This is a genomic window from Leifsonia sp. Ger2509 (assembly GCF_055231915.1).
This window is the reverse complement of sequence record NZ_JBUYVB010000003.1, coordinates 3,053,588-3,075,771: the sequence shown is the minus strand read 5'-3', so window position 1 is coordinate 3,075,771 and position 22,184 is coordinate 3,053,588. Positions and strand designations below refer to the sequence as shown.

General features: G+C 69.0%; 26 protein-coding genes. 7 read left to right on the top strand and 19 right to left on the bottom strand.

Annotated features, from left to right (window positions below):
- Positions 1 to 21: 21 nt before the first annotated feature.
- The 10 genes from ACV7NN_RS14865 to ACV7NN_RS14820 form a co-directional block, all read right to left on the bottom strand.
- A complete protein-coding gene (locus ACV7NN_RS14865; RefSeq protein ID WP_463350347.1) occupies positions 22 to 1,968 on the bottom strand; it encodes a DUF222 domain-containing protein in 1,947 nt (648 codons plus the stop codon).
- Positions 1,969 to 2,099: 131 nt separating this feature from the next.
- Positions 2,100 to 2,753 (bottom strand): SDR family oxidoreductase, encoded by a 654-nt coding sequence (locus ACV7NN_RS14860; RefSeq protein WP_463350346.1) that lies wholly within the window; start codon positions 2,751 to 2,753, stop codon positions 2,100 to 2,102.
- Positions 2,747 to 3,004 (bottom strand): hypothetical protein, encoded by a 258-nt coding sequence (locus ACV7NN_RS14855; RefSeq protein ID WP_463350345.1) that lies wholly within the window; start codon positions 3,002 to 3,004, stop codon positions 2,747 to 2,749. The genes ACV7NN_RS14860 and ACV7NN_RS14855 overlap by 7 nt, the downstream gene beginning before the upstream one ends.
- A gap of 27 nt (positions 3,005 to 3,031) precedes the next feature.
- Positions 3,032 to 3,976, bottom strand: coding sequence for a sigma factor-like helix-turn-helix DNA-binding protein (locus ACV7NN_RS14850; protein WP_463350344.1), 945 nt, complete (start codon positions 3,974 to 3,976; stop codon positions 3,032 to 3,034).
- A 129-nt stretch (positions 3,977 to 4,105) separates the two neighbouring features.
- Positions 4,106 to 4,402 carry a hypothetical protein gene (locus tag ACV7NN_RS14845; RefSeq protein WP_463350343.1) on the bottom strand — a complete coding sequence of 99 codons (297 nt, stop codon included), beginning with the start codon at positions 4,400 to 4,402 and terminating at the stop codon, positions 4,106 to 4,108.
- Positions 4,403 to 4,516: 114 nt separating this feature from the next.
- On the bottom strand, positions 4,517 to 5,701 hold the full coding sequence (locus ACV7NN_RS14840; RefSeq protein WP_463350342.1) for a cation:proton antiporter: 1,185 nt from the start codon (positions 5,699 to 5,701) through the stop codon (positions 4,517 to 4,519).
- A 13-nt stretch (positions 5,702 to 5,714) separates the two neighbouring features.
- The gene (locus tag ACV7NN_RS14835; RefSeq protein WP_463350341.1) at positions 5,715 to 6,209 is read right to left on the bottom strand and encodes a cation:proton antiporter regulatory subunit; all 495 of its coding nucleotides are present in this window, start codon (positions 6,207 to 6,209) and stop codon (positions 5,715 to 5,717) included.
- A 126-nt stretch (positions 6,210 to 6,335) separates the two neighbouring features.
- Complete coding sequence (gene msrA / locus ACV7NN_RS14830) at positions 6,336 to 6,857, bottom strand: peptide-methionine (S)-S-oxide reductase MsrA (protein WP_463350340.1); 522 nt, start codon at positions 6,855 to 6,857, stop codon at positions 6,336 to 6,338.
- Positions 6,854 to 7,333 (bottom strand): peptide-methionine (R)-S-oxide reductase MsrB, encoded by a 480-nt coding sequence (gene msrB, locus ACV7NN_RS14825; RefSeq protein ID WP_463350339.1) that lies wholly within the window; start codon positions 7,331 to 7,333, stop codon positions 6,854 to 6,856. The genes msrA and msrB overlap by 4 nt, the downstream gene beginning before the upstream one ends.
- Before the next feature lie 66 nt (positions 7,334 to 7,399).
- On the bottom strand, positions 7,400 to 8,113 hold the full coding sequence (locus tag ACV7NN_RS14820) for a DNA-3-methyladenine glycosylase family protein (protein WP_463350338.1): 714 nt from the start codon (positions 8,111 to 8,113) through the stop codon (positions 7,400 to 7,402).
- 91 nt (positions 8,114 to 8,204) lie between these two features.
- Here ACV7NN_RS14820 and ACV7NN_RS14815 point away from each other — a divergent pair, with 91 nt between their 5' ends.
- The 3 genes from ACV7NN_RS14815 (at position 8,205) to ACV7NN_RS14805 (ending at position 10,965) form a co-directional block, all read left to right on the top strand.
- Positions 8,205 to 8,597 (top strand): DUF1801 domain-containing protein, encoded by a 393-nt coding sequence (locus ACV7NN_RS14815; protein ID WP_463350337.1) that lies wholly within the window; start codon positions 8,205 to 8,207, stop codon positions 8,595 to 8,597.
- Positions 8,598 to 8,767: 170 nt separating this feature from the next.
- The gene (locus ACV7NN_RS14810; RefSeq protein WP_463350336.1) at positions 8,768 to 10,267 is read left to right on the top strand and encodes an APC family permease; all 1,500 of its coding nucleotides are present in this window, start codon (positions 8,768 to 8,770) and stop codon (positions 10,265 to 10,267) included.
- A 137-nt stretch (positions 10,268 to 10,404) separates the two neighbouring features.
- Positions 10,405 to 10,965 carry a cysteine hydrolase family protein gene (locus tag ACV7NN_RS14805; protein WP_463350335.1) on the top strand — a complete coding sequence of 187 codons (561 nt, stop codon included), beginning with the start codon at positions 10,405 to 10,407 and terminating at the stop codon, positions 10,963 to 10,965.
- A 177-nt stretch (positions 10,966 to 11,142) separates the two neighbouring features.
- Here ACV7NN_RS14805 and ACV7NN_RS14800 read toward each other — a convergent pair whose 3' ends face one another.
- Positions 11,143 to 11,706, bottom strand: a complete 564-nt coding sequence (locus ACV7NN_RS14800; RefSeq protein ID WP_463350334.1) for an ArsR/SmtB family transcription factor — start codon at positions 11,704 to 11,706, stop codon at positions 11,143 to 11,145.
- A 71-nt stretch (positions 11,707 to 11,777) separates the two neighbouring features.
- Here ACV7NN_RS14800 and ACV7NN_RS14795 point away from each other — a divergent pair, with 71 nt between their 5' ends.
- Entirely contained in the window at positions 11,778 to 13,157 is a 1,380-nt protein-coding gene (locus tag ACV7NN_RS14795; RefSeq protein ID WP_463350333.1) for an MFS transporter, read from the top strand.
- A gap of 18 nt (positions 13,158 to 13,175) precedes the next feature.
- On the opposite strand, the gene ACV7NN_RS14790 is transcribed toward ACV7NN_RS14795, so the two are convergent.
- The 6 genes from ACV7NN_RS14790 to ACV7NN_RS14765 form a co-directional block, all read right to left on the bottom strand.
- Positions 13,176 to 13,703: a DUF4231 domain-containing protein gene (locus ACV7NN_RS14790; protein WP_463350332.1), complete on the bottom strand. Its 528-nt coding sequence runs from the start codon at positions 13,701 to 13,703 to the stop codon at positions 13,176 to 13,178.
- A 285-nt stretch (positions 13,704 to 13,988) separates the two neighbouring features.
- Positions 13,989 to 15,410: a protein kinase domain-containing protein gene (locus ACV7NN_RS14785; protein ID WP_463350331.1), complete on the bottom strand. Its 1,422-nt coding sequence runs from the start codon at positions 15,408 to 15,410 to the stop codon at positions 13,989 to 13,991.
- Between the two features lie 78 nt (positions 15,411 to 15,488).
- Positions 15,489 to 16,247, bottom strand: a complete 759-nt coding sequence (locus ACV7NN_RS14780) for a DUF899 domain-containing protein (RefSeq protein WP_463350330.1) — start codon at positions 16,245 to 16,247, stop codon at positions 15,489 to 15,491.
- Positions 16,248 to 16,272: 25 nt separating this feature from the next.
- Positions 16,273 to 16,923 (bottom strand): copper chaperone, encoded by a 651-nt coding sequence (locus ACV7NN_RS14775; RefSeq protein ID WP_463350329.1) that lies wholly within the window; start codon positions 16,921 to 16,923, stop codon positions 16,273 to 16,275.
- Positions 16,924 to 16,942: 19 nt separating this feature from the next.
- The gene (locus ACV7NN_RS14770) at positions 16,943 to 17,401 is read right to left on the bottom strand and encodes an SRPBCC family protein (RefSeq protein WP_463350328.1); all 459 of its coding nucleotides are present in this window, start codon (positions 17,399 to 17,401) and stop codon (positions 16,943 to 16,945) included.
- On the bottom strand, positions 17,398 to 17,886 hold the full coding sequence (locus tag ACV7NN_RS14765) for an ArsR/SmtB family transcription factor (protein WP_463350327.1): 489 nt from the start codon (positions 17,884 to 17,886) through the stop codon (positions 17,398 to 17,400). Before ACV7NN_RS14765 ends, ACV7NN_RS14770 begins: the two co-directional genes overlap by 4 nt.
- Before the next feature lie 62 nt (positions 17,887 to 17,948).
- On the opposite strand from ACV7NN_RS14765, the gene ACV7NN_RS14760 reads away from it, so the two are divergent.
- Positions 17,949 to 18,194, top strand: a complete 246-nt coding sequence (locus ACV7NN_RS14760; protein ID WP_463350326.1) for a TM2 domain-containing protein — start codon at positions 17,949 to 17,951, stop codon at positions 18,192 to 18,194.
- A 97-nt stretch (positions 18,195 to 18,291) separates the two neighbouring features.
- Here ACV7NN_RS14760 and ACV7NN_RS14755 read toward each other — a convergent pair whose 3' ends face one another.
- Both ACV7NN_RS14755 and ACV7NN_RS14750 read right to left on the bottom strand, forming a co-directional pair.
- Positions 18,292 to 18,990: an ABC transporter ATP-binding protein gene (locus ACV7NN_RS14755; RefSeq protein WP_463350325.1), complete on the bottom strand. Its 699-nt coding sequence runs from the start codon at positions 18,988 to 18,990 to the stop codon at positions 18,292 to 18,294.
- Positions 18,987 to 20,093 carry an FtsX-like permease family protein gene (locus tag ACV7NN_RS14750; RefSeq protein ID WP_463350324.1) on the bottom strand — a complete coding sequence of 369 codons (1,107 nt, stop codon included), beginning with the start codon at positions 20,091 to 20,093 and terminating at the stop codon, positions 18,987 to 18,989. Before ACV7NN_RS14750 ends, ACV7NN_RS14755 begins: the two co-directional genes overlap by 4 nt.
- A gap of 163 nt (positions 20,094 to 20,256) precedes the next feature.
- Here ACV7NN_RS14750 and ACV7NN_RS14745 point away from each other — a divergent pair, with 163 nt between their 5' ends.
- On the top strand, positions 20,257 to 21,438 hold the full coding sequence (locus tag ACV7NN_RS14745; protein ID WP_463350323.1) for a sensor histidine kinase: 1,182 nt from the start codon (positions 20,257 to 20,259) through the stop codon (positions 21,436 to 21,438).
- Positions 21,435 to 22,055 (top strand): response regulator, encoded by a 621-nt coding sequence (locus ACV7NN_RS14740; RefSeq protein ID WP_463350322.1) that lies wholly within the window; start codon positions 21,435 to 21,437, stop codon positions 22,053 to 22,055. The genes ACV7NN_RS14745 and ACV7NN_RS14740 overlap by 4 nt, the downstream gene beginning before the upstream one ends.
- Positions 22,056 to 22,184 lie beyond the last annotated feature (129 nt).

The following is a 22,184-nucleotide window of genomic DNA, read 5'->3' as shown; positions in this document are numbered from 1 at the left end:
TCATGGTTCTGGGGGTTGGGTTCATTGTGGTGGTTCGGGGAGTTGTATTCGTCCGCCGCGGCGGGGGGTTTGGGTGGGGTCGTGGTGTTGGGGTGGGGTGAACCAGGGGACGTTGTCGTGGATGTGAATGTTCCAGCCGTCGTCGTGGATCCGGTGGTGGTGGTGGGAGCAGAGGAGGATGCCGTTGGTGAGGTTGGTGGGGCCGGTGTCGCGGTCCCACCAGTGCAGGTGGTGGGCGTGGGTGTAGGCGGGTGGGTGTGGGCAGCCGGTCCAGGCGCAGCCGCCGTCCCTCTCGGCGAGGGCGTGTTTTTGGGCGGTGCTGAACAGGCGTTGGCTGCGGCCGAGGTCGAGGACTTCACTGCGGCCGCCGAGGACGGCGGGGATCAGGTGGGCGTCGGCGGCGAGTCGGCGGGCGGTGGCCGCGCTGACCGGGGTGGGGGTGCCGTCGATCTCGGCGGCCCCGGTGCCGGTGCGGAGGGCGGCCAGGGGGATCCGGATGATCATCGTCACCGGTGGCCGGGTGGCCGCGTGGGTGCAACCGGCGCGGTGCCGGAACACCTCGACCGCCCCGTCCGACCGCAGCTGCGCCAGCGTCCGGGTCTCCGGCATCCCCATGTCACGCCCGGACGGGTCGGCTCCGGACTCGTCGGCTCCGGACTCGTCGGCTCCGGTGGGGTCGGCGCCGGACTGGTCGGATCCGGACTGGTCGGATCCGGACCGGTCGGGGCTGGAGTGGTGGGATCCGGTTGGGTCGGGGCCGGCTGGGTCGGACTGCGCTGGGAACCGGACCCGGCCGGCCGGGTCCGTGGCTGAGACGGTAGCGTCGATCCCCGGATGGTCTGGGTCACCGGGATCGGCGCTCGTGCGCTGCTCGGCGCGGGCGCCGTGCTGGTCGCCTGGGCGGGTCCCGGCGGGGCCGCCGTGGCGGTCGCGGTTGCCGTGACCGTCGGAGTCGTGGTGGTGGTTGTGGGTGGTGTGGTAGTCCTGGGTGACGTAGGCGTGGATCTGGGGCAGGACGTGGCCGGCGGATTCGGCATCCAGCCACCAGTCGATGTGGGTCATCCCGTCCGGGCTGGTGGTGATGCGCAACGACCGGCGCCGCCGGTGCAGCTGTTCGCGGGGTTCGATCCCGTCCGCATCCAACCGGTCCCGCACCTGGATCGCGAGCCGGCGTAACTGTTCCACGGTCAGGGCGGGGGCGTGCTGGATCAGCGCCCGCTCCCCGACACCCCGGTTCTCCAGGGTGCAGCCGGGACCGGTCTTGCCCAGTTCCCGGATGATCACCGCCGCCTGCTCCACCGACACCACCGCCCCCGACGCTGGTCCATCGTCGCCGGAACCGCCAGGATCGTGTTCGGTGTCAGGGCCGGCAGCCGGATCGGGGTCGTCGCCGCCCGGCACCGGACCAAGCAGAGCGTGGGCGAGGTCGGGGAACTCGGCCGGCAGCTCGCCGCCGAGCAGGCTGTGCCGGGGCGCCACCGCGGTGGCGACCGCACACAACTGCCGGGCCGCCGGCAACGCCGTCTTCCACAGTTCGGCCAGCAACGACCCGATGTCCCGGTGCCCGGCCGCCCGGACCGGATCCGAATCCGGGTCCACCCGGCAGGCCCGGTCCAGGGCGCCGATCCGGGACAGAGCCACCCGGTCCACCGCCGCCCGCACCGCACCGAGCGCCGCCAACGACCGCACCAGCAACTGCGCCTCCGACAAGCCCTGCGTGTCGGTTGCAGCATCCGGGCATCGGCCACCGAAGTCACCGACCGGATCCGCGAACGCGCCGACCCCACGGCCGGGATCTGCGCCCGAATTCGCATCCGCACCCGCAGCATCCGCGCCCGCAACAGGCGCGCCCGCAGCAACCGGACCCGCGACCGCACCGGCGTCCGGGACCGCATCCGCCTCGAGCACGCGCAGCGCGTCGAGCGCAGCAGCGACCGCGTCGAGATCGGACACCGGTGGGAAAGTCATGTTCCCACCCTGCCAGACACCACCGACATCCGGCCGGTTATAAACAGCCTCTGATCAGGAATTTACCTGTGGACAACTCTCAAAGAACCCCACCTGTGAACGACACGACGAAAGCCCTGATCGCACGCAGGTCAGCGCGGACGCGACGCAAGGAACTCGCTGAACGTGACGACGCCGTAGGGCTCGCCCTCCGCCAGGTTGCTCCCCGCGGCCAATGCACGAAAAGCAGCCCCCGGCGCCCTGACCGGCCACACAGGACGCCGCGACCGGCGATAGCTCTTCCACTCGTCGGCGAGCTGCCTTCCGGTCAACCGTTCGGGGCCGCCGATATCGGCCACGCGCCCGGCAGGCGTGCCGTTCACAAGCTCGACGAGCCGAGCCCCGACCTCCTCCACAGCGATCGGCTGGATCCGGATCGACGGCGCGAAGAGCACGGGCGAAAACCGCTGGAACGCGAACAAGGTCGCGACGAGATTGTGGACCTGGGTCGCCCGCAGGGTGGTATGCGGCACAGCCGAATCCGCCACCAACTCTTCGCACGCGAGCTTCTCCTTGTAATAGCCGAGGGCGATCTTGTCGATGCCGACGATCGAGACGTACACGATGTGCGTGACACCGGCGGTCTTCGCTGCGTCGAGAAGATTCCGCGTCATGCGCGAATCGCCGCCACCGAACGAGGTCGCGAGATGCAGAACGGTCGTCACTCCGGCGAGCGCATCGCGGAGCCCGTTCCCAGTTTTGAGATCACCCACATAATGTCCCGGGCCCGCATGCCGGCTCAGCACCCGGACATCCCGGGCTCCGTCAGCTCCATCGCTTCCGTTGGGCCCCGCAAGCCCTTCACGACCACCCGCCGGACGAGCGCCGCGAAGAAGCGCCACGGCCGGCGCCCCCAGCGTGCCCGTACCGCCCGTGACGAGGACGACGCCCGCGCCAGCACCACCCGCGCCAGCGCCACCACCGGCCGCACCAGCACCACCCGCGCCAGCACCACCCGCGCCGACACCCGCGCCACCACCGCCACCAGCACCGCCACTGGCCCCAGCGCCCGCCGACTCACCCATCACAGCCCCGCCGGGTCGGCCACGCGCGAGAGCTGCCCCTGCGCGAAGGCCAGCTTCTGCGGATTCACCACCATGTCGAGTCCCGTCACGTGATCCCTGTCGGCATGAACGAACCACACGGCAGCGATCTCGTCGCCCGCAAGCACAACGACCGCCTGCTCGCCGTTGACCTGCGCCGTGAACGGATCCACTCCGCCGCTGAATCGCGCAACGGCGCCGACGAGGTAGCGCGCGACCGCCTCGCGACCGACAATCGGCTCCCGCGCTGCGCTGACCAGGCCACCACCGTCGACGCGCGCGACAACGTCCTCCCCTAGCACCTGCTCGAGCGCCCCGGCATCTCCGTCGCGCGCCGCGGCGAACAGTCGGTCGACGAGTCCCTGCCACCGCTCTGGTTCGATCGGCGGGACCCGCGGCCACTCGATGTTACGGCGAGCGTGAGCGTGCAGTTCGCGGGCGTTCGCCTCCGTGGTGCCGAGCAGATCGGCGACCTCGCGATGGCTGTACTCGAAGCCGTCACGCAGGACACAGGACGCACGCTCGGGTGGAGTGAGCCGTTCCAGCAGGCTCAGCAACGGGAACGAGACACTTCGACGCTGGGCGGCGATGTCGAGCGGTCCGAGCACGCCGGTGGTCCCTTCGGGCCCGTCGAACGCGGATGCGGTGAGCACCGGTTCCGGAAGCCACGGACCGTCGTACGACTCGCGTTGCGCCCGAGCCGATTCGAGACGGGTCAGGCACAGGGCCGTGACGATGCGCGCGAGTTCGCTGCCGACATCCGCGGGCCCCGCATCCCCTCGACTGCTCCAGCGGAGCCAGGCGTCCTGCACGATGCCTTCCGCATCCGAGGCGGTCCCGAGCATCTGGTACGCGATCGCGAACATGCGCCATCGCTGGGCCGGGAATCGGTCCAGGGCCTCGGTGCCGCCGGTCGTGCCTGTCACGCCCTCATTCTGTCAACGTGGCGGATGCGCGGGAAGGAGTGCAGCAGGATTCGCAGATCCGGCACCTCCGCAACCCACGCACGGGTGGGACCGGGCCACGGAACCCGCGCCCGGTCCACACCCTGCGTGCTACATGTCGATGGTCTCGTGGACCTCGATGCGACCGCCGGCGGCGAGGTGCGGGTGGCCCTTGAGCAGGCCTTCCACCTCGCCGGACGACCCGGCCTGGACGACCGTGTATCCGTTGACGCCGCTCGCGGGGAGGTCCGCCCCTTCGGCCGTCGACCCGCCGAATGCGTTGCCGGCATCGAGGATGGCGTCACCGGCCGAGCCGAACCATTCCATCCACGCTTTGGTCACCTTCTCGCCCTCTTCGGGGCTCTGGGGTGCTGCGCCGCCCTGGTACAGCAGAACGTATTTCGCCATTTCCGTACTCCTCGTGTCGTGCTGCCGGTCGGCAGCGGTGGTGTTCATCCCTACGACGGGTGCGAGGTCACGAAATCGACAGGCCCGACAAAGAATCCGGCGGTCAGGTCCGGCTCATCCGTCGAGCGCAGCACGACGCCGCGACCGGGTCGCGGCTTTGAACCATCCGGTGTCGGGGATGCGCGCCAGCAGCGGTCCGGTGATCACGGTGATCAGCACATAACCGGTCGCGAGCGGCGCGAGACCGGGCTGGATTCCGCTGCTCACGGCGAGCCCGGCGATGACGATCGAGAATTCGCCGCGCGGGGTGAGTGCCAGCCCGGCGCGCCATCGGCCAGGCACTCCGATCCCGGCACGCCGGGCGGCGATGTAGCCGGTGGCGACCTTGGTGGCCATGGTGACCACGGAGAGCACGAACGCGGGCCCGAGCATGACGAGCAGCTCCGCGGCATCCGTCGCGAGTCCGAAGAACACGAAGAACACCGCAGCGAAGAGGTCGCGCAGCGGGGTCAGCACCTGGCTCGCCCGCTGGGCCACCCGGCCGGAGAGCGCGATGCCGACCAGGAAGGCACCGACGGCGGTCGAGACGTTGACCTGCTGGGCCACACCGGCAACGAGCATGGTGAGTCCGAGCACACCCAGCAAGAGCGGCTCAGGATGTTCGGGCGAGAAGATGCGCGAGATGACCGAGCCGTACCGGAGGGCGACGAACAGGATGGCCGACACGACAGCCACGGCGACGGCGACGGCCAGGGCGCCCTCGAGGATGCTGACCCCGACGAGCAGCGCGGCGAGCACAGGCAGGTAGAAGGCCATGGCAAGGTCCTCCAGCACGAGGATCGCCAGCACCGTGGGCGTCTCCCGGTTGCCGAGTCGCCCGAGATCGCGGAGCATCTTCGCGACCACGCCCGAGGACGATACCCAGGTGATGCCGCCGAGCGCGACGGCCGCGATCGGCCCCCACCCCAGGACGAGTGCGAGCACAGCGCCGGGGACGGCGTTCAGGACGCCATCCAGCGCGCCGTTCGCCGGCGAGCGCCGCAGCGTGGTGAGGAGTTCGCTTGCGGTGTACTCGAGCCCGAGCAGGGCGAGCAGCAGGATGACGCCGATCTCGGCACCGACCTGGAAGAAGCTCGCGCTCGCATCCAGCGGGAGGAAACCGCCTTCGCCGAACAGGAGTCCGATGAGCAGGTAGAACGGGATGGGCGAGATCCCGATGCGGATGGCGAACCGTCCGACGAGGCTCATCCCGAGCAGCAGAGCGCCGATCTCGATCAGTATCAGCGTCGTCTCCTGCATGGCGCGACCGGTTTCAGTCCGACCCGTCGGCGATCAGGCGGGCGAGGGCGTCCAGGCCGTGCCTCGTGCCCACGGCGATGAGGATGTCACCGGGCCGCAGGAGATCCGCCGGCGTCGGGGAGGGGATCACCTCATGGCCGCGCACGACGGCGACGATGGAGACGCGTGTGCGGGTCCGCGCCCCGGTGTCACCGAGCGGACGGTTGAGATAGGGCGAATCGGTCGGAAGCTGCAGCTGTTCGGTGAACAGCCCAGCCGTGTCGCCGGTCAGGCTGGTCAGCCGGCTGAGCGTCACGGAACTGCCGAGCAGGTCGGCGAGCGCGGCAGCCTCTTCGTCGTTCAGCGGAATCGACAAGCTGCTCGCATCCGGGTCGTCCAGGCTGAACAGGGCGAGGTCGCGGTCGCCGTCCCGATGCGAGACGACACTCAGCCTCCGCCCGCTCTCGGTGACCAGGTCGTGGCGGACCCCGATGCCCGGCAGGTCGAATTTCTCGATTCGTACGCCCACACGGCCACGCTAGCAGGGCATCCGAACCGATCGGCGGAAACGAAAGAGGGGAGCCGAAGCTCCCCTCCCCGTCACTGCGACGGCTGCGCTACTGTGCTACTGCGCTTCTGCGCTTCTGCTGCGCGACTACTGCGCGACGGCCTGCTCGCGGCGCGGCAGCTTCCAGTCCGGGCGCACGTAGTGGCAGGTGTAGCCCCACGGGATGCGCTCCAGGTAGTCCTGGTGCTCGGGCTCGGCCTCCCAGAACGGACCGGCTGCCGTGACCTCGGTCACGACCTTGCCGGGCCAGAGACCGGATGCATCGACATCCGCGATGGTGTCCTCCGCCACGCGCTTCTGCTCCTCGCTCGTATAGAAGATCGCGGAACGGTAGCTGGTGCCGACGTCGTTGCCCTGACGGTTCTTCGTCGACGGATCGTGGATCTGGAAGAAGAACTCCAGCAGGTCGCGGTAGCTGATCTTCTCCGGGTCGAAGATGATCTCGATCGCCTCGGCGTGGTTGCCGTGGTTGCGGTAGGTGGCGTTCGGAACGTCACCGCCGCTGTAGCCGACGCGCGTGGAGATGACGCCGGGACGCTTGCGGATCAGGTCCTGGACTCCCCAGAAACATCCTCCGGCGAGGATGGCCTTCTCAGTGGTTGCGGTCATCGTGCGGTCTCCTCTGTCGTTGCGGTCGTTGCGGTCGTGAACAGGCTGCGGTAGTCGCCGTAACCCTCGGACTCCAGGTCGGCCACTGGGATGAACCGGAGTGCTGCTGAATTGATGCAATAGCGCAGGCCGCCCTGGTCTGCTGGCCCGTCGTCGAAGACGTGGCCGAGGTGGCTGTCCCCGTGAGCGGAGCGGACCTCCGTGCGCACCATCCCATACGTGCGGTCCTGGTTGAGGACCACGTTGGCCGGGTCGATGGGCACGGTGAAGCTGGGCCAGCCGGAGCGGCTGTCGTACTTGTTGACGGATGCGAACAACGGCTCGCCTGAGACGATGTCCACGTAGATGCCCTGCTCGTGGTTGTCCCAGAACTCGTTGCGGAAGGCAGGCTCCGTCGCTGCTTCCTGGGTGACGCGATACTGCTCGGTGGTGAGCCGGGAAATGGCCTCCGGGTCCTTGCGGTACTCGTGTGACACTGTGCTTTCTCCTTCGCTTCGGGTCACTGCTGGCTGCAGCGCCTCAGTAGGTAGAACGAGGTACGGTCACAGGCTGTTCCTCCCAAGCTGTGTGTTAGCTGTGGCTTTGGACGACTCAGTCGGCGGATCGGCGGCACCGGTCGTGACGACGCTTGCGCGGGCGCCGGCGTACAGCTCGGTCGCCCGCCAGCAGTACCAGGCGACGATGCTGCGGAACGGATGGTACGGCTCACCGAGCAGGTCGAGCTGCTTCACCGTCGGCGTCTCGATCCGCCAGGCGAGGCCGAACCCTTTGCGCACCCCCAGGTCGCCGGTCGGCCAGATGTCGAGCCGCCGGAGCTGGAACATGAGGAACATCTCGGCCGACCACTTCCCGATCCCGCGCACCTCGGTGAGGCGGGCGACCACGTCGTCGTCGCTCAGCCGCGCGAGCCGTCGCGAATCGAGCACGACGGTGCCGTCGAGCACTTTGGTCGACAGGTCGAGGAGCGAAGCGAGCTTGTTCATCGAGAGCCCGGCCGCGCGCAGCACCTCAGGCGGGGTGGCCAGGACCCGTTCGGATGTGACGTCACCGAGAAGGGCCGCGATGAGCCGTCCGTGGATGGCCCGGGCGGCGGGACCGGCGAGCTGCTGGTACGTGATCGCCTGCACGAGCTGGGCGAAATGGCTCTGCGTCGGAGCGGGGAACCGCGGAAGGCCGCCCTCGGCCACGAGGCGCGCGATCACGGGATCCTGTTCGGCCAGGATGCGCGCCGCCTGCCGATGCGTGACCGTCGCCATGCGTACAGCCTTCCACGTCGCGCGCTTCCACGTCGCGCGCTTCCACGTCGCGCGCTTCCACGTCGCGCGCCCGCCTCGTAGAGTGTGCGCCATGGGAAAGCGCGACCCGCGCGTCGACGACTACATCGACGGTCTGGACGACTGGCAGCAGGAGATCTGCCGCACGGTGCGCGAGATCGTGCACGCGGCGGAGCCCGACATCGAGGAGACGATCAAGCGGACGAACCGCCCCTACTTCGTGCTCGACGGCAACGTCTGCGCGCTGCTCGCCGCCAAGGACCACGTGAACGTGTTCGTCTATGACGGGGCGATCGTCCCCGACCCGGACGGGATCATCACGGCGGGCCACGACAATACGACAGCGCGGACCGTGGGCATCACGCGCGGCGGGACCGTGAACGCCGAGGCTCTCGCGGTGATGATCCGGCAGATCGCGGACAACAACCGCGCAGGCGGCTGGCGGGCGCTCAAAGCCCGGGGCTGACGTCCACCGCCCGATCCTCAGGCAACGGATTCCATCGGGTATTTCAGTTACCTCGACGGATCGCGTGGCCCGTATTGCAGAATGCGACAGATTCCGTCGAAATTCGCGTTGTCCTGTCTCCCCAACACTGCTAATGTCAGCGCAGGTATTGCAACGAAGCAGGAGAACCAATGACCCGGACAGACGCAACGACGCGACCGTCACAAGACGGCCCGTCGGGCGACCACAAGCACGAACTCCAGGCCGACGGCGTCAGCGCCGCAGGCTCGATCGTCATGGCGGTCGCGGGCAGCGCCCCCGCCTACTCGATCGCCGCCACGACAGCGACCCTCGTCGCCGCGGCCGGACTCGCCAGCCCCGCCGCCCTCCTCTGGTGCGGCCTCCCCATGCTCGGCATCGCCTGGGCCTTCATGTACCTGGGCCGGGCGGATGTGAACGCCGGCGCTGCGTACTCGTGGGTCGGCCGCGCACTCCACCCCATCCTCGGCTTCTTCTCCGGCTGGGCACTGGTCGTCTCGGCGACGATCTTCATGGTCGCCGGAGCCCTGCCGGCCGGTGTGATGACCGTGACGCTCTTCGCGCCGGACCAGCAGAACAACGTCGGGCTCGTGACCGCGATCGGTGCCCTCTGGTTCCTGGTGATGGCAGCCTGCGTGCTCTTCGGCGTGACGATCACCGCCCGTGCGCAGTGGATCATGTCGGTCATCGAGGTCGCCATCCTGGTCGTCTTCGCCGTCTGGGCGATCATCAGCGCAGCGACGAGTGCCCACGCGGGGCCGTCGTTCTCATGGGACTGGCTCAGCTTCGCGCACTTCACCGGGCCCGGCGCATTCATCGCCGCAGCCCTCATCGCCGCGTTCTACTACTGGGGCTGGGATGTCAGCGCCAACCTCAATGAGGAGACCAAGAACGGCCACAAGAGTGCCGGCTTCGGCGGCATCATCGGCGTGATCATCGTTTTCGTCCTCTTCGAGATCTTCACCATCGCCACCCTGGTGATGCTCCCGGCGAAGACGATCGAAGCCAACAGCGGCAACATCCTCAGCGTGCTCGGCGACGTGATCTGGCCCGGCGTCGGCGGCAAGATCCTGGTCATCGCGGTCGTGCTGTCCACCATCGCCACGCTCGAGACCACGCTCATCCAGGTCACGCGCACGCTGTTCGCCATGGGCCGCGACAACACCATCCCCGCGGCCTTCGGCCGCACGCACCGCAAGTGGAAGACCCCGGCCTTCGCAACACTCGTGGTCGTCGGCGTGTCCCTCGTACTGTTCATCGGCTCGAACTTCCTCGGAAGTGTCGGCGACATCCTCAGCAACGCGATCAGCTCCATCGGCCTCCAGATCGCGTTCTACTACGCGCTCGCCGGTATCGCCGTCGTCGTCGCCTACCGAAAGATCATCTTCAAGTCGGTCAAGAACTTCATCTTCATCGGGCTGTGGCCCGCGCTCGGCGCGATCTTCATGATCTGGATCTTCGGTGCATCGATCCCCAGCCTCGACACCGTCGTGATCTGGATCGGCCTCGGAGCTCTCGCCATCGGTGTCGTGCCGATCATCATCTACTGGCGCAAGGGGGCGGCATACTTCCAGCGCCGCCCGCTCGAGCTGCCCGACGAGCTCGACGAGAAGGCGCCCGAGAATATCGACGAGCGACCGCCTGTGGTGTGAAACCCAGCCGTGCGAACCGGAAGTGGCCCCAGAATCGTTCCGGGGCCACTTCCGGTTTGTGCGGCCCTTCGCCGGCGGAGACCTGAACGACACGAAGACCCGAGCGACACGAGTACCTGAACGACAAGGAGCGAGCGGTGACCCGACTACTGGTGATCGTCGACATCCAGAACGACTACTTCCCCGGCGGGGCATACCCGCTGGTCGGCACAGAGGCGGCTGCGGAACGCGCCGGGGAGCTGCTCGCGCAGTTCCGCGCGAGTGGGGAACCGATCGTGCACGTGCAGCACGTGTGGGATGCGCCGGATGCGACATTCATGCGCCCCGGGACCCCGGGCGTGGAGATCAACGAAGCCGTCGCCCCCCTCGCGGACGAGCCGGTCCTTCTCAAGGCGTCGCCCAACGCGTTCCTCGGCACGGATCTCGAGCGCCGCATCCGCGATGCCGCGGTCGACGATGTCGTCATCGTCGGCATGATGACGAGCATGTGCCTGGACTCCACCGTGCGCGCCGCCGCGGACCTCGGGTTCACGGTCACGGTCGCCGCCGACGCCTGCGCCGCACCCGACCTCGAGTTCGGGGGCAGGCTCATCCCCGGCGACGTAGTGCACGCCGCGTTCCTCGCCGCCCTCGGCGACAGCTTCGCGACGGTCACGACCGTCGCCGACCTGACCGCGCACGCGCCCTCGAGCGCGTAGCGCCGCGCTGGCGAGCTGCCGAGCGCCGCTCCGTCGAGTGTCCCTCCGCCGCGCGCCGCTCCGCGGTGCGTGCTGGCGAGAGCGCCCGTTCCGGCCGAGCGTGCCCAGTAGAACGGGCACTCTCGGCCGTAGGTGTCCATCTCGGCCACGGGTAGCTCGCGGCGGGGCGGGCGGGAGCTACTCGGCGAGGCGGTGGAGCACGAACAGACCGCCGTGCATCGGCTGGTCCATCCGCTCGTGCTCCGTGAGCACGTATTCGTCGAGGATCGCGACGATGCGCAGGTCGAGCTCCTCCAGCTGCGCGGGTGAGAGGTGCAGCGCGAACCGCTCGAACGTTTCGACTGCACCGGGACCGGCCTCGCGCAGTTCCTCCTGGAACGCTTCGATCGGCGGCAGGTAGCGATCCTCCCCGTTGCCGCCCAGCGGATCGCTCAGCCACCACGACTGGCCGCTCGACCGGTACGGTTTCTCCAGCGCACCGCTCGGCCCGGTGCGGACCGGCGCGGGCCGCAGCAGGCCGGCATCCACGAGTTTGCGCACGTGGTAGAGCACCGTGCCCGGGTCCTGGCCGAGCCGGTCGGCGAGCTCTTTGTTGGTCAGTTCGTGCTGGGCGCAGAGGCGCAGTATGCGGGCACGCAGCGGATGCGAGAGCGCTTTGGCCTCGCTGACGGTCGCCTCCCGCCGGCGGTCGCGCGGGTCGACCTCCAGTCCGGATGGCGTCGACTTCTGAGTGTCCGTCACGTGCTCATGATAGCCAATGATCGAGATTCTTCCATCACCTTGAATTTTCTCAATCGATGTGCAATTCTCCAATGGTGACCAGTTCTACCCCGTCCGCAGACGCCGCCGGCGGTGCGGGCACAGCCGCCGGTGCTGGCACGGACAGCGGCGCGGTACCGGGTCGTGGCCCAGACCCGGCCGGCCAGGCGAAAGCGGACGACGCAGGGACCGCTGCCGACCCGAATGCCGCGGCCGCGAAGCTCGGCGGCTCCTTCTGGCGACTCTGGTCGGCCGACGCTCTCTCCAACCTCGCCGACGGCATCCTCAAGGTCGCTCTTCCGCTGATCGCCCTCGAGTTCACCCGCAGCCCCACCTTGATCGCCGGACTCGCCTTCGCGTTCACGCTCCCCTGGCTGCTCTTCGCACTTCCGGCCGGCGCCCTCGCCGACCGGATCGACCGCCGCCGCGCGATGCTCGGGGCGAACATCGCGCGGGCCACGATCGTCGGAGTGATCGCCGCCGGTGCGGCATTCGGCTTCGGCTCGATCTGGATCCTCTACGTCGGCGCGTTCACCGTCGGTATGGCCGAAACCATCTACGACACCTCGGCCCAGTCGATCCTTCCCCAGGTCGTCAAACGCGACCTGCTGCCGCGCGCCAACTCACGCCTGTACGTCGCCGAGACCGTGACCAACCAGTTCATCGGGCCCCCGCTCGGCGGTGTCCTCGCGGCCGTCGGCGCGGCAGCCGCTCTCGCCACCCCGGCCGGCCTGTGGCTCGTCGCGGTCGGCGCACTGCTGCTGATGCGCGGATCGTTCAAGGTCGAACGCCACGGCCGCACCACCATCCGCGCCGATATCGCCGAGGGCCTGCGGTTCCTCTGGCGGCACACCGTGCTCCGCTCGCTCGCGATCATGACCGGCGTGTTCAACCTCGCCTCCAATGCGGCCTTCGCCGTCTTCGTGCTCTACGCCGTGGGTCCCGGGTCGACCATGGGGCTGACCGAGCCACAGTACGGCATCCTGCTGACGAGCCTCGCCATCGGCAGTGTCCTGGGATCCTTCCTCGCCGTCCCGCTCGAACGGCGGATCGGGCGCGCGCGCACGATCGCCCTCTCGATGGTCGGCCCCGCACTCACGGTCGGCGTGCCCGCGCTGACCGGCAACGCCTACGCCATCGGTGCGGCGTTCTTCGTCGGCGGCCTCGGTGTCATGACCTGGAACATCATCGTCGTCTCGTTCCGCCAGCGGGCAACGCCCGACCGCCTGCTCGGCCGCGTCAACAGCGCTTACCGCCTCGTCGCCTGGGGCACGATGCCCGTCGGCGCCGCGATCGGAGGCGGGCTCGCTCAGTGGCTCGGCGTGACAGCGGTGTTCGGCATCATGACCGCGGTGGACCTGCTGATGTTCTTCTTCCTCTTCGTGGTGACGGACGCGCGGATGAACGCGGCGGAGGCGCATCCGACCGACTGAGCGCAGGCGCGCATCCGATCACGCCTGGTGCGCACCGCCCCCAGGCTGACCACTCTCGCTGGCCTGCGACGACTTCGCCCAGGAGGTCGTCTCGCTGGTCGCGAGCGCCTCGACCCGTTCGACCAGCAGCGGTATCGGATCGGTCGTCGCGTAATCCCCGGCCCGGGCGGCGAACAGGCTGCGCTGCGAGGCGATCGAACTGGCGGTGATCCGGTAGCGGATCCAGTTGTCATGCCACTGGAACAGCTGCTGGGCGCCCTCCAGCACGACGATCGCCGCGCCCAGGCTGGCCGTCAGCCACATCGGCGCGCCCACCGCGACCGCGACCGGGACCCCGGCGGCCAGCACCAGCTGCACGACCTTGACCGAGAGATACCAGACGCGCGAATAGCCGGCGTGACGCTGGTACCAGGCGAGCTGCGCGGTGATGCGCTCCTCGACGGGCGACGAGGGTGCGATTTCCTGCGTCTCAGGGGGAACTCCGACCCCGGTCGACGCGGCCGCCGCCGGCGCCAGCGGGATGATCGGGGGTTCGGTTGCAGCCATGAGACATCCTCCGTCCGAGCCGCCGGACCTGGGGACGCGCATCCGTGCGGATGGCGAAACCCTAGTGTCCTGCGGGTCGCGGCCGCAATGGTCCAGCGCTCCGTGGGAGGCGCCGCGGCCCCCGCACGTCTTCCGTCCGAGCGCACACGGTGGAACGTGGGCGCTCGAACAGAACGTGGGCGGTGGCTGCTGGTGCGCGCGGACGTGGCCCCGTCGTGCCCGACAGTACTCGCCGCACTACTTCTGTCTCGGCGCACCTGCTGGAGCACGTGCGGCGAGACGAGACTAGTGCGCCGCAGCAGCCACGGACGCCGGCACCGGTGTCGGGATGCTCCCGCTGCTCTCGCTCGCCCAGCGCAGCCCTTCACGCCGCAGCTCGAGTTGGGCGACGATGATCGCGGCCAGGTCCTGCAGGTTGTCGATCTCGGCCCGGGACGCTGTCCCCGGCTTGAAGTCCAGCACCGACAGTGTCCCGATCACCTGGCCGTCCTGCCGCTTCAGAGGGACGCCCACGTAGAACCGGAGTGCCAGGGGACCTTCGACGAGCGGACTGCCCTGTGCGCGGGGGTCGTTGCGCGCATCCTCGATCACGACCGGCTCCGGCTGCGGAACCGCCGCTCGCGAGAGGTCGACCTCCCGGGCGATGCGTGCCACGTCCGACCCGTAGTGCGAGGTGAACCAGGTGCGGTCGTGGTCGACGACGCTCACGATCGAGATCGGGGCATCGAGGAGTCGCGCAGCCATGGCGGTGGCCCGCTGCAGCGCCTCGGTGGGCAGCGTATCGAGCGCGGTGGCGTCCGCGACCTCGCCGAGGGACATACCCGCAGGGAAGAGCGTCTCGGTGTCCTTGTGGCGCCCGCTCTCGGCGATCACGATCTGCTTCAAGGTCGAGACGAGTTCCCTGCCCTGCGGCCGCTCGGCAGGTGTGCGGCTCGTCATCGCGCGCAGCAGGCTCCGCCACCGCTCCGGCAGGTCGTCCGGGATGCGCGGGTCGCGCCCCAGCCGAGCCACCGCGGACTCGACCATGCCACCCGGGAATTCCTTGCGCAGGGTGAAGCATTCGAGCAGTACGAGCCCGAGCGAGTAGATGTCACTGGCCGCGGTCACGTCGCCGCCACTCGCCTGTTCGGGGCTGAGGTACGCGGCCGTCCCGGTGGTCAGGCCCTCCGCGGTCATCCGTTCGACGTCCTCGGAGAGAGCGATGCCGAAGTCGGCGAGTTTCGCCCTCGCTCTCGTCGCCCCGTTGCCGTAGTCGACGAGAAGGATGTTCGATGGCTTGATGTCCCGGTGGATCACGCGCTTCGCGTGCACGTATTCGAGTACTTCGGCCATGTCATAGCCGATCTCGCCGATGTGCCTGGCCGAGATCGGTGCCTCGAAGAGCCTGGTCTGCAGGTTGACCCCGGTGACGAGCGGCATCACGATGAAGCGCCGCGGGCGACCGGCCGAGTCCTGTGCCGTCCCTGCATCGATCATGCTCACAAGACCGTGGTGGTCGAGGCTCGCGAGCACGACGAACTCGCTTTCGTGTCCGACCTCATTCACCGAGGTGTGGAAGAGCTTGACTGCGACCCTCCGCCCGAGCGCTTCGTCGTAGGCGCCGTAGACCGTCGCCATCCCGCCCCGCCCGACCACGGAGTCCAGCCGATAGCGGTCAGCGAACACCCGGCCAATCGGATCATCGGCACCCTCATGGTGTGCGGACATCGTCACCTGCTCTCTGTCCACATTCTCACGGACTGCAGGCCATTCTCCTAAGCGAGATCTGGGGGTTGACCTCGGACTCTATTGAGAGTATTCGTCGTGACGACGCCACCAGAACCCGGGCTCATTGCGGCCGAACGGCGCGCGGTCGAGCCACTGGTACATCCCCCAGAGCGCGTCGACGCCGCGTTCGTACGTCGAGTATGTGTGGTAGACGACGCCGTCCTCGAGCACGAAGGCGCTCATCCCCGGTCCCTCCCGACGATAGCCCTCCCAGTCGGTGCCGACCTTCGCGGCGAGCTCGTCGTACCAGGCGCGCCCATCCTCCGGCGGCCGCAGATCGACGGAGCGGTAGTTGTAGTCCACGGCTCCGGCCCGCCACTCCTCCTCGGTGTGCGAGGTGTGGAAATCGAAATTGAACTCGCTCCCGAACGATGACGCCCACGGGAACGTCCAGCCCATCCGCTGCTTGAACGCCTGCAGCTTCGGCAGCGGCGCCCGCGAGACCGCGAAGAACGACACATCGTGATTCTCGAGATGCACGACGGAGCCGTTGAACCCGTCGGCGATCGCCGAGCACGACGGACAGCCGGCGTCGTAGTCCGGGCCGAACATGAAGTGGTAGACGATCAGTTGCGAGCGTCCGCGGAACAGGTCGGCGAGGGATGCGGTCCCGTCGTCGGTCTCGAACCGGTACTCCTTGTCGATGCGCACCCACGGCAGAGCCTGGCGACGTCGCGCCACCTCATCGCCGCGGCGGGTGAGCTCCTTCTCGTCGGCGAGCAGTTCCAGGCGTGCGGCGAGCCACTCGTCGCGCGTTCCGGTCGCGTGGTCGGTCATCGTCTTCTCCTTCGTTCAGCGTTGTTCACATCGGCGGCACGAGGCCGGGCACCTCGGTGGGCGCGACGACGATCAGGATGCCGAGCCCGATGATCGCCACAGCGACCGGGATGTCGATCGCCGCTCTCGCCGGCATGAGTTTTTGCGCGATCACGACGACCGCGACCAGGACCATCCACGGGATGCTCATCACGCTCAGCGTCACCAGCAGCAGCATGAGCCCGATGCTCGACCCGACGCAGTACAGCCCGAACACGAAGCCCGAGCGGATGCCGTCCCTGCACCGCGCGCGGAACCGTCGCTTCAGCGGTGTCAGTTCGTACACGCCGGCTGCGATCGCCACGACACCGGCGACCACCGGGGCGTGCGGACGGTAGAGCGCGTAGACGGCGAGGCCGACGAGCGTCCACACGGCGAGGTACGCGGCGATGAAGGCGGGCACAGCGCGTGCGCGGCCGCTCGCCTGGGCGTTCCGCACGACGGCCGGCGCTGCCCCCGGAAGCATCATCGCGGCCATCATCGCGATCCAGAGTGGTACGAAGAAGGCGAGCGGTCCCAGTCGCGTCGCAGCGCCCATGTCCATGCCGTTCGCCTGCCAGAGCGTGACCGCCCAGGCGGCGGCCGCGAGGCCGAGCGTCGCGGTGACGGCGGTGATGCGGAGTCGTGTGGCGTTCATCCCATCCTCCGGCGGTTGCTCAGGCGCGCGGGCCGACGGTGCGTGCGACGGCGAGCCGGTCGAGGGCTTCGAGGCAGGCGGCCCAGCCTCCGGAATGGGACTCCCAGGCGTGGCGGCTGACCAGGCCCTCGTGCGTCACCGCGACCTCGGTGCCGGCGCCGACCGGGGTGAAGTCGACGGTCACAGTGGTCTCGCGGTCGTCGGTGTTCGGCGACCACCAGGTGAACGACAACCGGCGCGGACGGTCGATGACGAGATACGTGCCTCGATGCGGGAGCGACTGCGACGGGGTGTGCACGAGGACGGAGAACTCGCCGCCGACCCGCGGATCCGTCGTGGCCTCGGCTGCCGTGACCGGGCCGGCCGTCATCCAGGTCGCGAAACTGTCGGCGTCGGTCCACGCGTCGAAGATCACGTCGGCGGGGGCGGCGATGACCCGCTTGACGACGAGCACTTCGGTCGGGGTGTGGAGAGTCATGCGGATGCTCCCTCGGTAGTCGGGTCGGTGTCGGATCGGGTGGTGCCGGATCGGGTGGTGCCGGATGTCGTGGTGCCGGATGCGGCGGGCTCGGATGCGGTCGGTTCGGATGCGGCGGCGTCGGATGCGGCGGGCTCGGATGCTGCGGGCTCGGATGCAAGCCTGCCGGTGACGAAACGGTCGAGCGCGGCGAGACGGTCCGTCCAGAGCACGCGGTAGTACTCGATCCAGTCGGCGGCCTCGGCCATCGGCGCCGCGTTCAGCGACAGCACGTGGTTACGGCCCTGCACGGAGCGGGTCACGAGGCCGGCCTGTTCGAGCACGCGTACGTGCTTCGAGACCGAGTTGAGCGAGATCGAGAAGTGACGCGCCACATCCGTGACCCGTTCATCCGACGCCGAGAGCCGGGTCAGGATCTCGCGCCTCGTCGGATCCGAGATCGCGCCGAACACCCGGTCGAGGGTCTGCGTCTGATATTCACCCATACGGGTGAATATACCCTTTCTGCGCCGGATGCACCAGAGTTAGTACCCGAGGAGGACTACCCATGACCATCAACCTCGTCTCCGTCGCCCCGCTCCGGTCGAAATCCGTCGGCGCGGCGTACTTCTTCATGCTCTTCACGCTGATCGGCCTGGCCGGCATGCAGCACTTCTACCTCGGCAAGTACGGCCGCGGCGTGCTCTGGCTGCTGACCTGGGGTCTGTTCGGGTTCGGGTCCTTCGTCGACATCTTCACGCTGCGCTCGCAGACGAAGACGATCAACGCGCGCCGGGCCGTCGGCATCCACTGAGCCGGCCTCCCCCTCGCCTCCCCTGCACACCTTCTGCACCAGCGCCCACGTTGCACCCTGTGCGCTCGCGCAGAACCTGTGCGCCGACGACAATGCGTCACACAGCGAGCGCGTCCACCGGCGAGCCGAGCCGCCCGTCGACCATGTGCACCACGGCGTGCATCCGCGGCAGGTGCACGAGGTCGTGCGTGACCAGAAGGGTCGACGTGTCGAGTTCGCCGGTGAGCCGCAGGATGAGCTCGATGATCTGCGCGCCTCGCTCCTGGTCGAGCGCGCTCGTCGGCTCGTCGACGAGCAGCACGCTCGGGTCGTTCATCAGGGCGCGTGCAATGTTCACACGCTGCCGCTGACCGCCGGAGAGCTGGTGCGACCGCTTGTCGCGGTGGTCCCCCAGGCCGACCGCATCCAGCAGCTCGTCCGCGCGACGGGCGACCGCCGCACGCCGCGACCGCGAGCCGGTGCGTCCGAGTTCGTTCATCACGGTCAGCTGCTCGCGCGCGGTGAGCGACGGCAACAGGTTGGACTGCTGGAACACGATCCCGACACGGTCGCGCCGCAGGTCGCTCGCATCCCTCGCTCCCAGCTGCGCCGCATCCACGCTGTCGATGAGCACCCGCCCGGAGTCGGGGCGGATGAGCGTGGCAGCGACTGCGAGGAGGCTTGACTTTCCGGAGCCGCTGGGCCCGGTGATGCCGGTGACGGTCCCGGGATGCGCGGTGAGCGACACGTGGTCGACGGCCGTGACGCGGCTGTCCCCGTCGGGGAAGGTGAGGGTGATGGTGTCGAGCTGGATCATCGGTTGCTCCCGAGTGCGGTGAGGGGGTCTGCGGAGGTGACGGAACGCAGCGCGAACGCCGCGCCGGCGAGCCCGAGCGCGATGAGGAGCGCGGCGGGTAGGAGAGTCGTGTAGGGGTTCAGGATGAACGGGAGCGCTGCCCCGGCGAGGCTTCCGAGCAGGGCGACGACACCGATCCCGACGCCGACGCCGACGAGGAGGACGACGAAAGCTTGTCCGAGCGCGTCGCGCACGAGCGAGCGGGTGGATGCGCCGAGCGCCTTGAGCACAGCGATGTCGCCCTTGCGCTGCATCGTCCAGACCGTGAAGAAGGCTCCGATGACGAGCGCCGAGATGCCGAAGAGCAGGGCGACCATCAGCAGCAGCGAGCCGATCTCGGACTTGAACGCACCGATCGCCGTCAGCGAGCCGAGCGGGGTTTGGCTCGTCGTGCCGGCGGCGGCGTTCTCGGCCGCCCAGTTCGGAGAGCCGGTCACGGCGATCACCGTGGCGTAGGCGCCGGGGTTGCCGGTGGCGGCGGAGTACGCCTGCCAGTCGTGGAGGGTCAGGTAGACGACCGGGGTGTGGCTGTACCAGGCGTCACCGCCGACGGACTCGACGGTGAACTCCGTCCCTGCGATCGTGACTGCATCCCCGGAGGCGACCCCGAGGGCGGTCGCGGCGCCCTTCGAGAGGACGAGTCGCCCATCCGTCGCCGGGTGATCGCCGGCGAAGCCCGTGCCGACACCGAAGAGGGCGACGGATGCCTGCGTGCCGCTCGTGTTGCTCTGCCCGGCCGCGGCCGCGGTGCCCGCCTGCGCCCGGGTCTGCGAGATCCCGATCGGCACCGAGGTCGACTCGTCCCCGGCGGTCGACCAGGAATCGGCCTGCGCCCTCGTGATCGCGGAGTCGGCGAAGCTCGGTCCGGTGGACGCGTCGGTCTGCGGCTGCGAGAAGACGATCTGGTCGGCCGGGAGGTCGAGCACGGCGGACACGTTCTGCGACGCGAGGCCACCGGTCAGTCCGCTGAGGAATCCGACGAGAAGGGTGATGAGGGCGACGACCGACCCGATGAGGGTGAACCGTCCTTTGGCAAAGCGAAGATCTCGCCAGGCGACGAACATGGGGGTCCTTTCCTGCCGCTGTCTGAGCGACCCTTCAAGCCTCGTTTCCGGGGGGCGCCGCGTCATCGCCTGTAGGGACGGATTCCCGACGACGAATGGTGGGCGCTCGGTTCGAACTTTTGATGGATGGCACCGCGGCGCCCCGCCCGTATCCTGAAGTGACATGACTCACACCGCGTTGACCCCTGTGTTCGTCGGTCTTCGCACCGGCCTGCACGTGCTCTTCGTCGCCCTCACGGCGCTCGTCATCGTTCGCGCCGTCGTCGCACCGACACCGGCGAGCGGCGTTGTGATCGGACTCTGCGTCTTCCTGCTCGCGACGTATGCGCTCGGCTGGCTCGTCGCGCGCAGTTCCTTCCGCGGTGCCGGCTACCTCTGGCTGCTGGCGCTCTCCGTCGAGTGGATCGCCCTCGTCTGGCTCATACCCGAAGCGGCATATCTCGTCTTCCCGCTGTTCTTCCTCTATCTGCACCTGCTTCCGGGATGGTGGGGCCCCCTTGCCGTGCTCGCGGCGACGGCCCTCGCGATCGTCGCCCTCGGGCTGCACGGCGGATGGACGGTCGGCGGCATCGTCGGCCCGCTCGTGGGCGCCGGGGTGGCCATCCTGATCGGACTCGGCTACCGCTCGCTCGCCCGCGAATCCCAGGAGCGGGAACAGCTGATGGCCGAGCTCATCGCCACACGCGACCAGCTCGCCGAGACCGAGCACGAATCCGGCGTGCTCGCCGAGCGTGCGCGGCTGGCGCGCGAAATCCACGACACGGTGGCGCAGGGCCTGTCGAGCATCCAGATGCTCCTGCACGCAGCGGAACGCGAGTCGCCGGACGGGCCGGGTGTCGAGTACGTCCGCCTCGCCCGTGAGACAGCGGCCACCAACCTCGTCGACGCGCGCCGGTTCGTGCGCGAGCTGACGCCTGCCGCCCTCGTCGACCAGGGGATCGGCGCGGCGCTGCGCCGGCTCGCCGAGACGCAGTGGAGCAGCGAGTCGCTCGCCGTGCACGTGCGGGTGTCGGATGCGATCGAGCTGCCCATCGGTGTGCAGACGGCCCTGTTGCGGATCGCGCAGGGCGCCATGGCGAACGTGGTGCAGCACGCGGATGCGCGCACGGCGACCATCACGATCGATCGCGACGCCGACACCGTGCGGCTCAGCATCAGCGACGACGGGCGCGGTTTCGACCCCGCAGCCGTGGCCGTCGACCGCGCCACGGGCGCATCGGACTCGTTCGGACTCACCGCCGCGCGGGAGCGCGTCGACCAGCTCGGTGGAACGCTCACGATCGACGCGGAGCCCGGGCGCGGTTCGACGATCTCGGTCGAGCTGAAGGTGGAGGGCGACGGATGATCCGCCTCGTGATCGCCGACGACCATCCTGTCGTGCGGGCGGGCCTTCGCGCCCTGCTCGACCACGAGGAGGGAATCACCGTCGTCGGCGAGGCGTCCACGCCCTACGAGGCGGTGGAACTCGCCCGGCGCGAGAACCCCGACCTCGTGCTCATGGATCTGCAGTTCGGCGCGGAGGCGACCGGCGCTGAGGCGACCCGGCGCATCCGGGACCTCGAAGCACCGCCGTATGTACTGGTGCTGACCAACTACGACACCGACGGCGACATTCTGAGTGCCGTCGAGGCCGGCGCGAGCGGCTACCTGCTCAAGGACGCGCCGCCTGCCGAACTGATCGCCGCGGTCCGCGCTGCCGCGTCTGGCGAGAGCGCGCTCGCGCCGGCGATCGCGGGCCGGCTCCTGAACCGGATGCGCGCCCCGCAGATCAGCCTCAGCCGCCGCGAGATCGAGGTGCTCGACCAGGTGGCCGCCGGCCGCTCCAACAGCGAGATCGCTGCAGCTCTGGTCGTCAGCGAGACGACCGTGAAGTCGCATCTCGTGCACATCTTCTCGAAGCTCGACGTGTCATCGCGCACCGCGGCCGTCTCGGTCGCCCGGCAGCTGGGCATCCTGCGGTAGCCGTGTGGCCGGAGGGCTCGCCGCACGAGTTCCGTGCGACCGCACGCGTTACAACACGTGCGGTCGGACAGAAATGGTGCGGTGGCGCCACGGCAGCCGATGCGCGAGCCACGTGCTGGGTGTAAGACA

Coding starts and splice junctions, on each gene's coding strand:
- ACV7NN_RS14865 (WP_463350347.1), bottom strand. CDS start 1,968: ATGACTTTCCCACCGGTGTCCGATCTCGACGCGGTCGCTGCTGCGCTC.
- ACV7NN_RS14845 (WP_463350343.1), bottom strand. CDS start 4,402: ATGGCGAAATACGTTCTGCTGTACCAGGGCGGCGCAGCACCCCAGAGC.
- ACV7NN_RS14840 (WP_463350342.1), bottom strand. CDS start 5,701: ATGCAGGAGACGACGCTGATACTGATCGAGATCGGCGCTCTGCTGCTC.
- msrA (WP_463350340.1), bottom strand. CDS start 6,857: ATGACCGCAACCACTGAGAAGGCCATCCTCGCCGGAGGATGTTTCTGG.
- ACV7NN_RS14820 (WP_463350338.1), bottom strand. CDS start 8,113: ATGGCGACGGTCACGCATCGGCAGGCGGCGCGCATCCTGGCCGAACAG.
- ACV7NN_RS14815 (WP_463350337.1), top strand. CDS start 8,205: ATGGGAAAGCGCGACCCGCGCGTCGACGACTACATCGACGGTCTGGAC.
- ACV7NN_RS14810 (WP_463350336.1), top strand. CDS start 8,768: ATGACCCGGACAGACGCAACGACGCGACCGTCACAAGACGGCCCGTCG.
- ACV7NN_RS14795 (WP_463350333.1), top strand. CDS start 11,778: ATGGTGACCAGTTCTACCCCGTCCGCAGACGCCGCCGGCGGTGCGGGC.
- ACV7NN_RS14790 (WP_463350332.1), bottom strand. CDS start 13,703: ATGGCTGCAACCGAACCCCCGATCATCCCGCTGGCGCCGGCGGCGGCC.
- ACV7NN_RS14785 (WP_463350331.1), bottom strand. CDS start 15,410: ATGTCCGCACACCATGAGGGTGCCGATGATCCGATTGGCCGGGTGTTC.
- ACV7NN_RS14780 (WP_463350330.1), bottom strand. CDS start 16,247: ATGACCGACCACGCGACCGGAACGCGCGACGAGTGGCTCGCCGCACGC.
- ACV7NN_RS14775 (WP_463350329.1), bottom strand. CDS start 16,923: ATGAACGCCACACGACTCCGCATCACCGCCGTCACCGCGACGCTCGGC.
- ACV7NN_RS14770 (WP_463350328.1), bottom strand. CDS start 17,401: ATGACTCTCCACACCCCGACCGAAGTGCTCGTCGTCAAGCGGGTCATC.
- ACV7NN_RS14765 (WP_463350327.1), bottom strand. CDS start 17,886: ATGGGTGAATATCAGACGCAGACCCTCGACCGGGTGTTCGGCGCGATC.
- ACV7NN_RS14760 (WP_463350326.1), top strand. CDS start 17,949: ATGACCATCAACCTCGTCTCCGTCGCCCCGCTCCGGTCGAAATCCGTC.
- ACV7NN_RS14755 (WP_463350325.1), bottom strand. CDS start 18,990: ATGATCCAGCTCGACACCATCACCCTCACCTTCCCCGACGGGGACAGC.
- ACV7NN_RS14750 (WP_463350324.1), bottom strand. CDS start 20,093: ATGTTCGTCGCCTGGCGAGATCTTCGCTTTGCCAAAGGACGGTTCACC.
- ACV7NN_RS14745 (WP_463350323.1), top strand. CDS start 20,257: ATGACTCACACCGCGTTGACCCCTGTGTTCGTCGGTCTTCGCACCGGC.
- ACV7NN_RS14740 (WP_463350322.1), top strand. CDS start 21,435: ATGATCCGCCTCGTGATCGCCGACGACCATCCTGTCGTGCGGGCGGGC.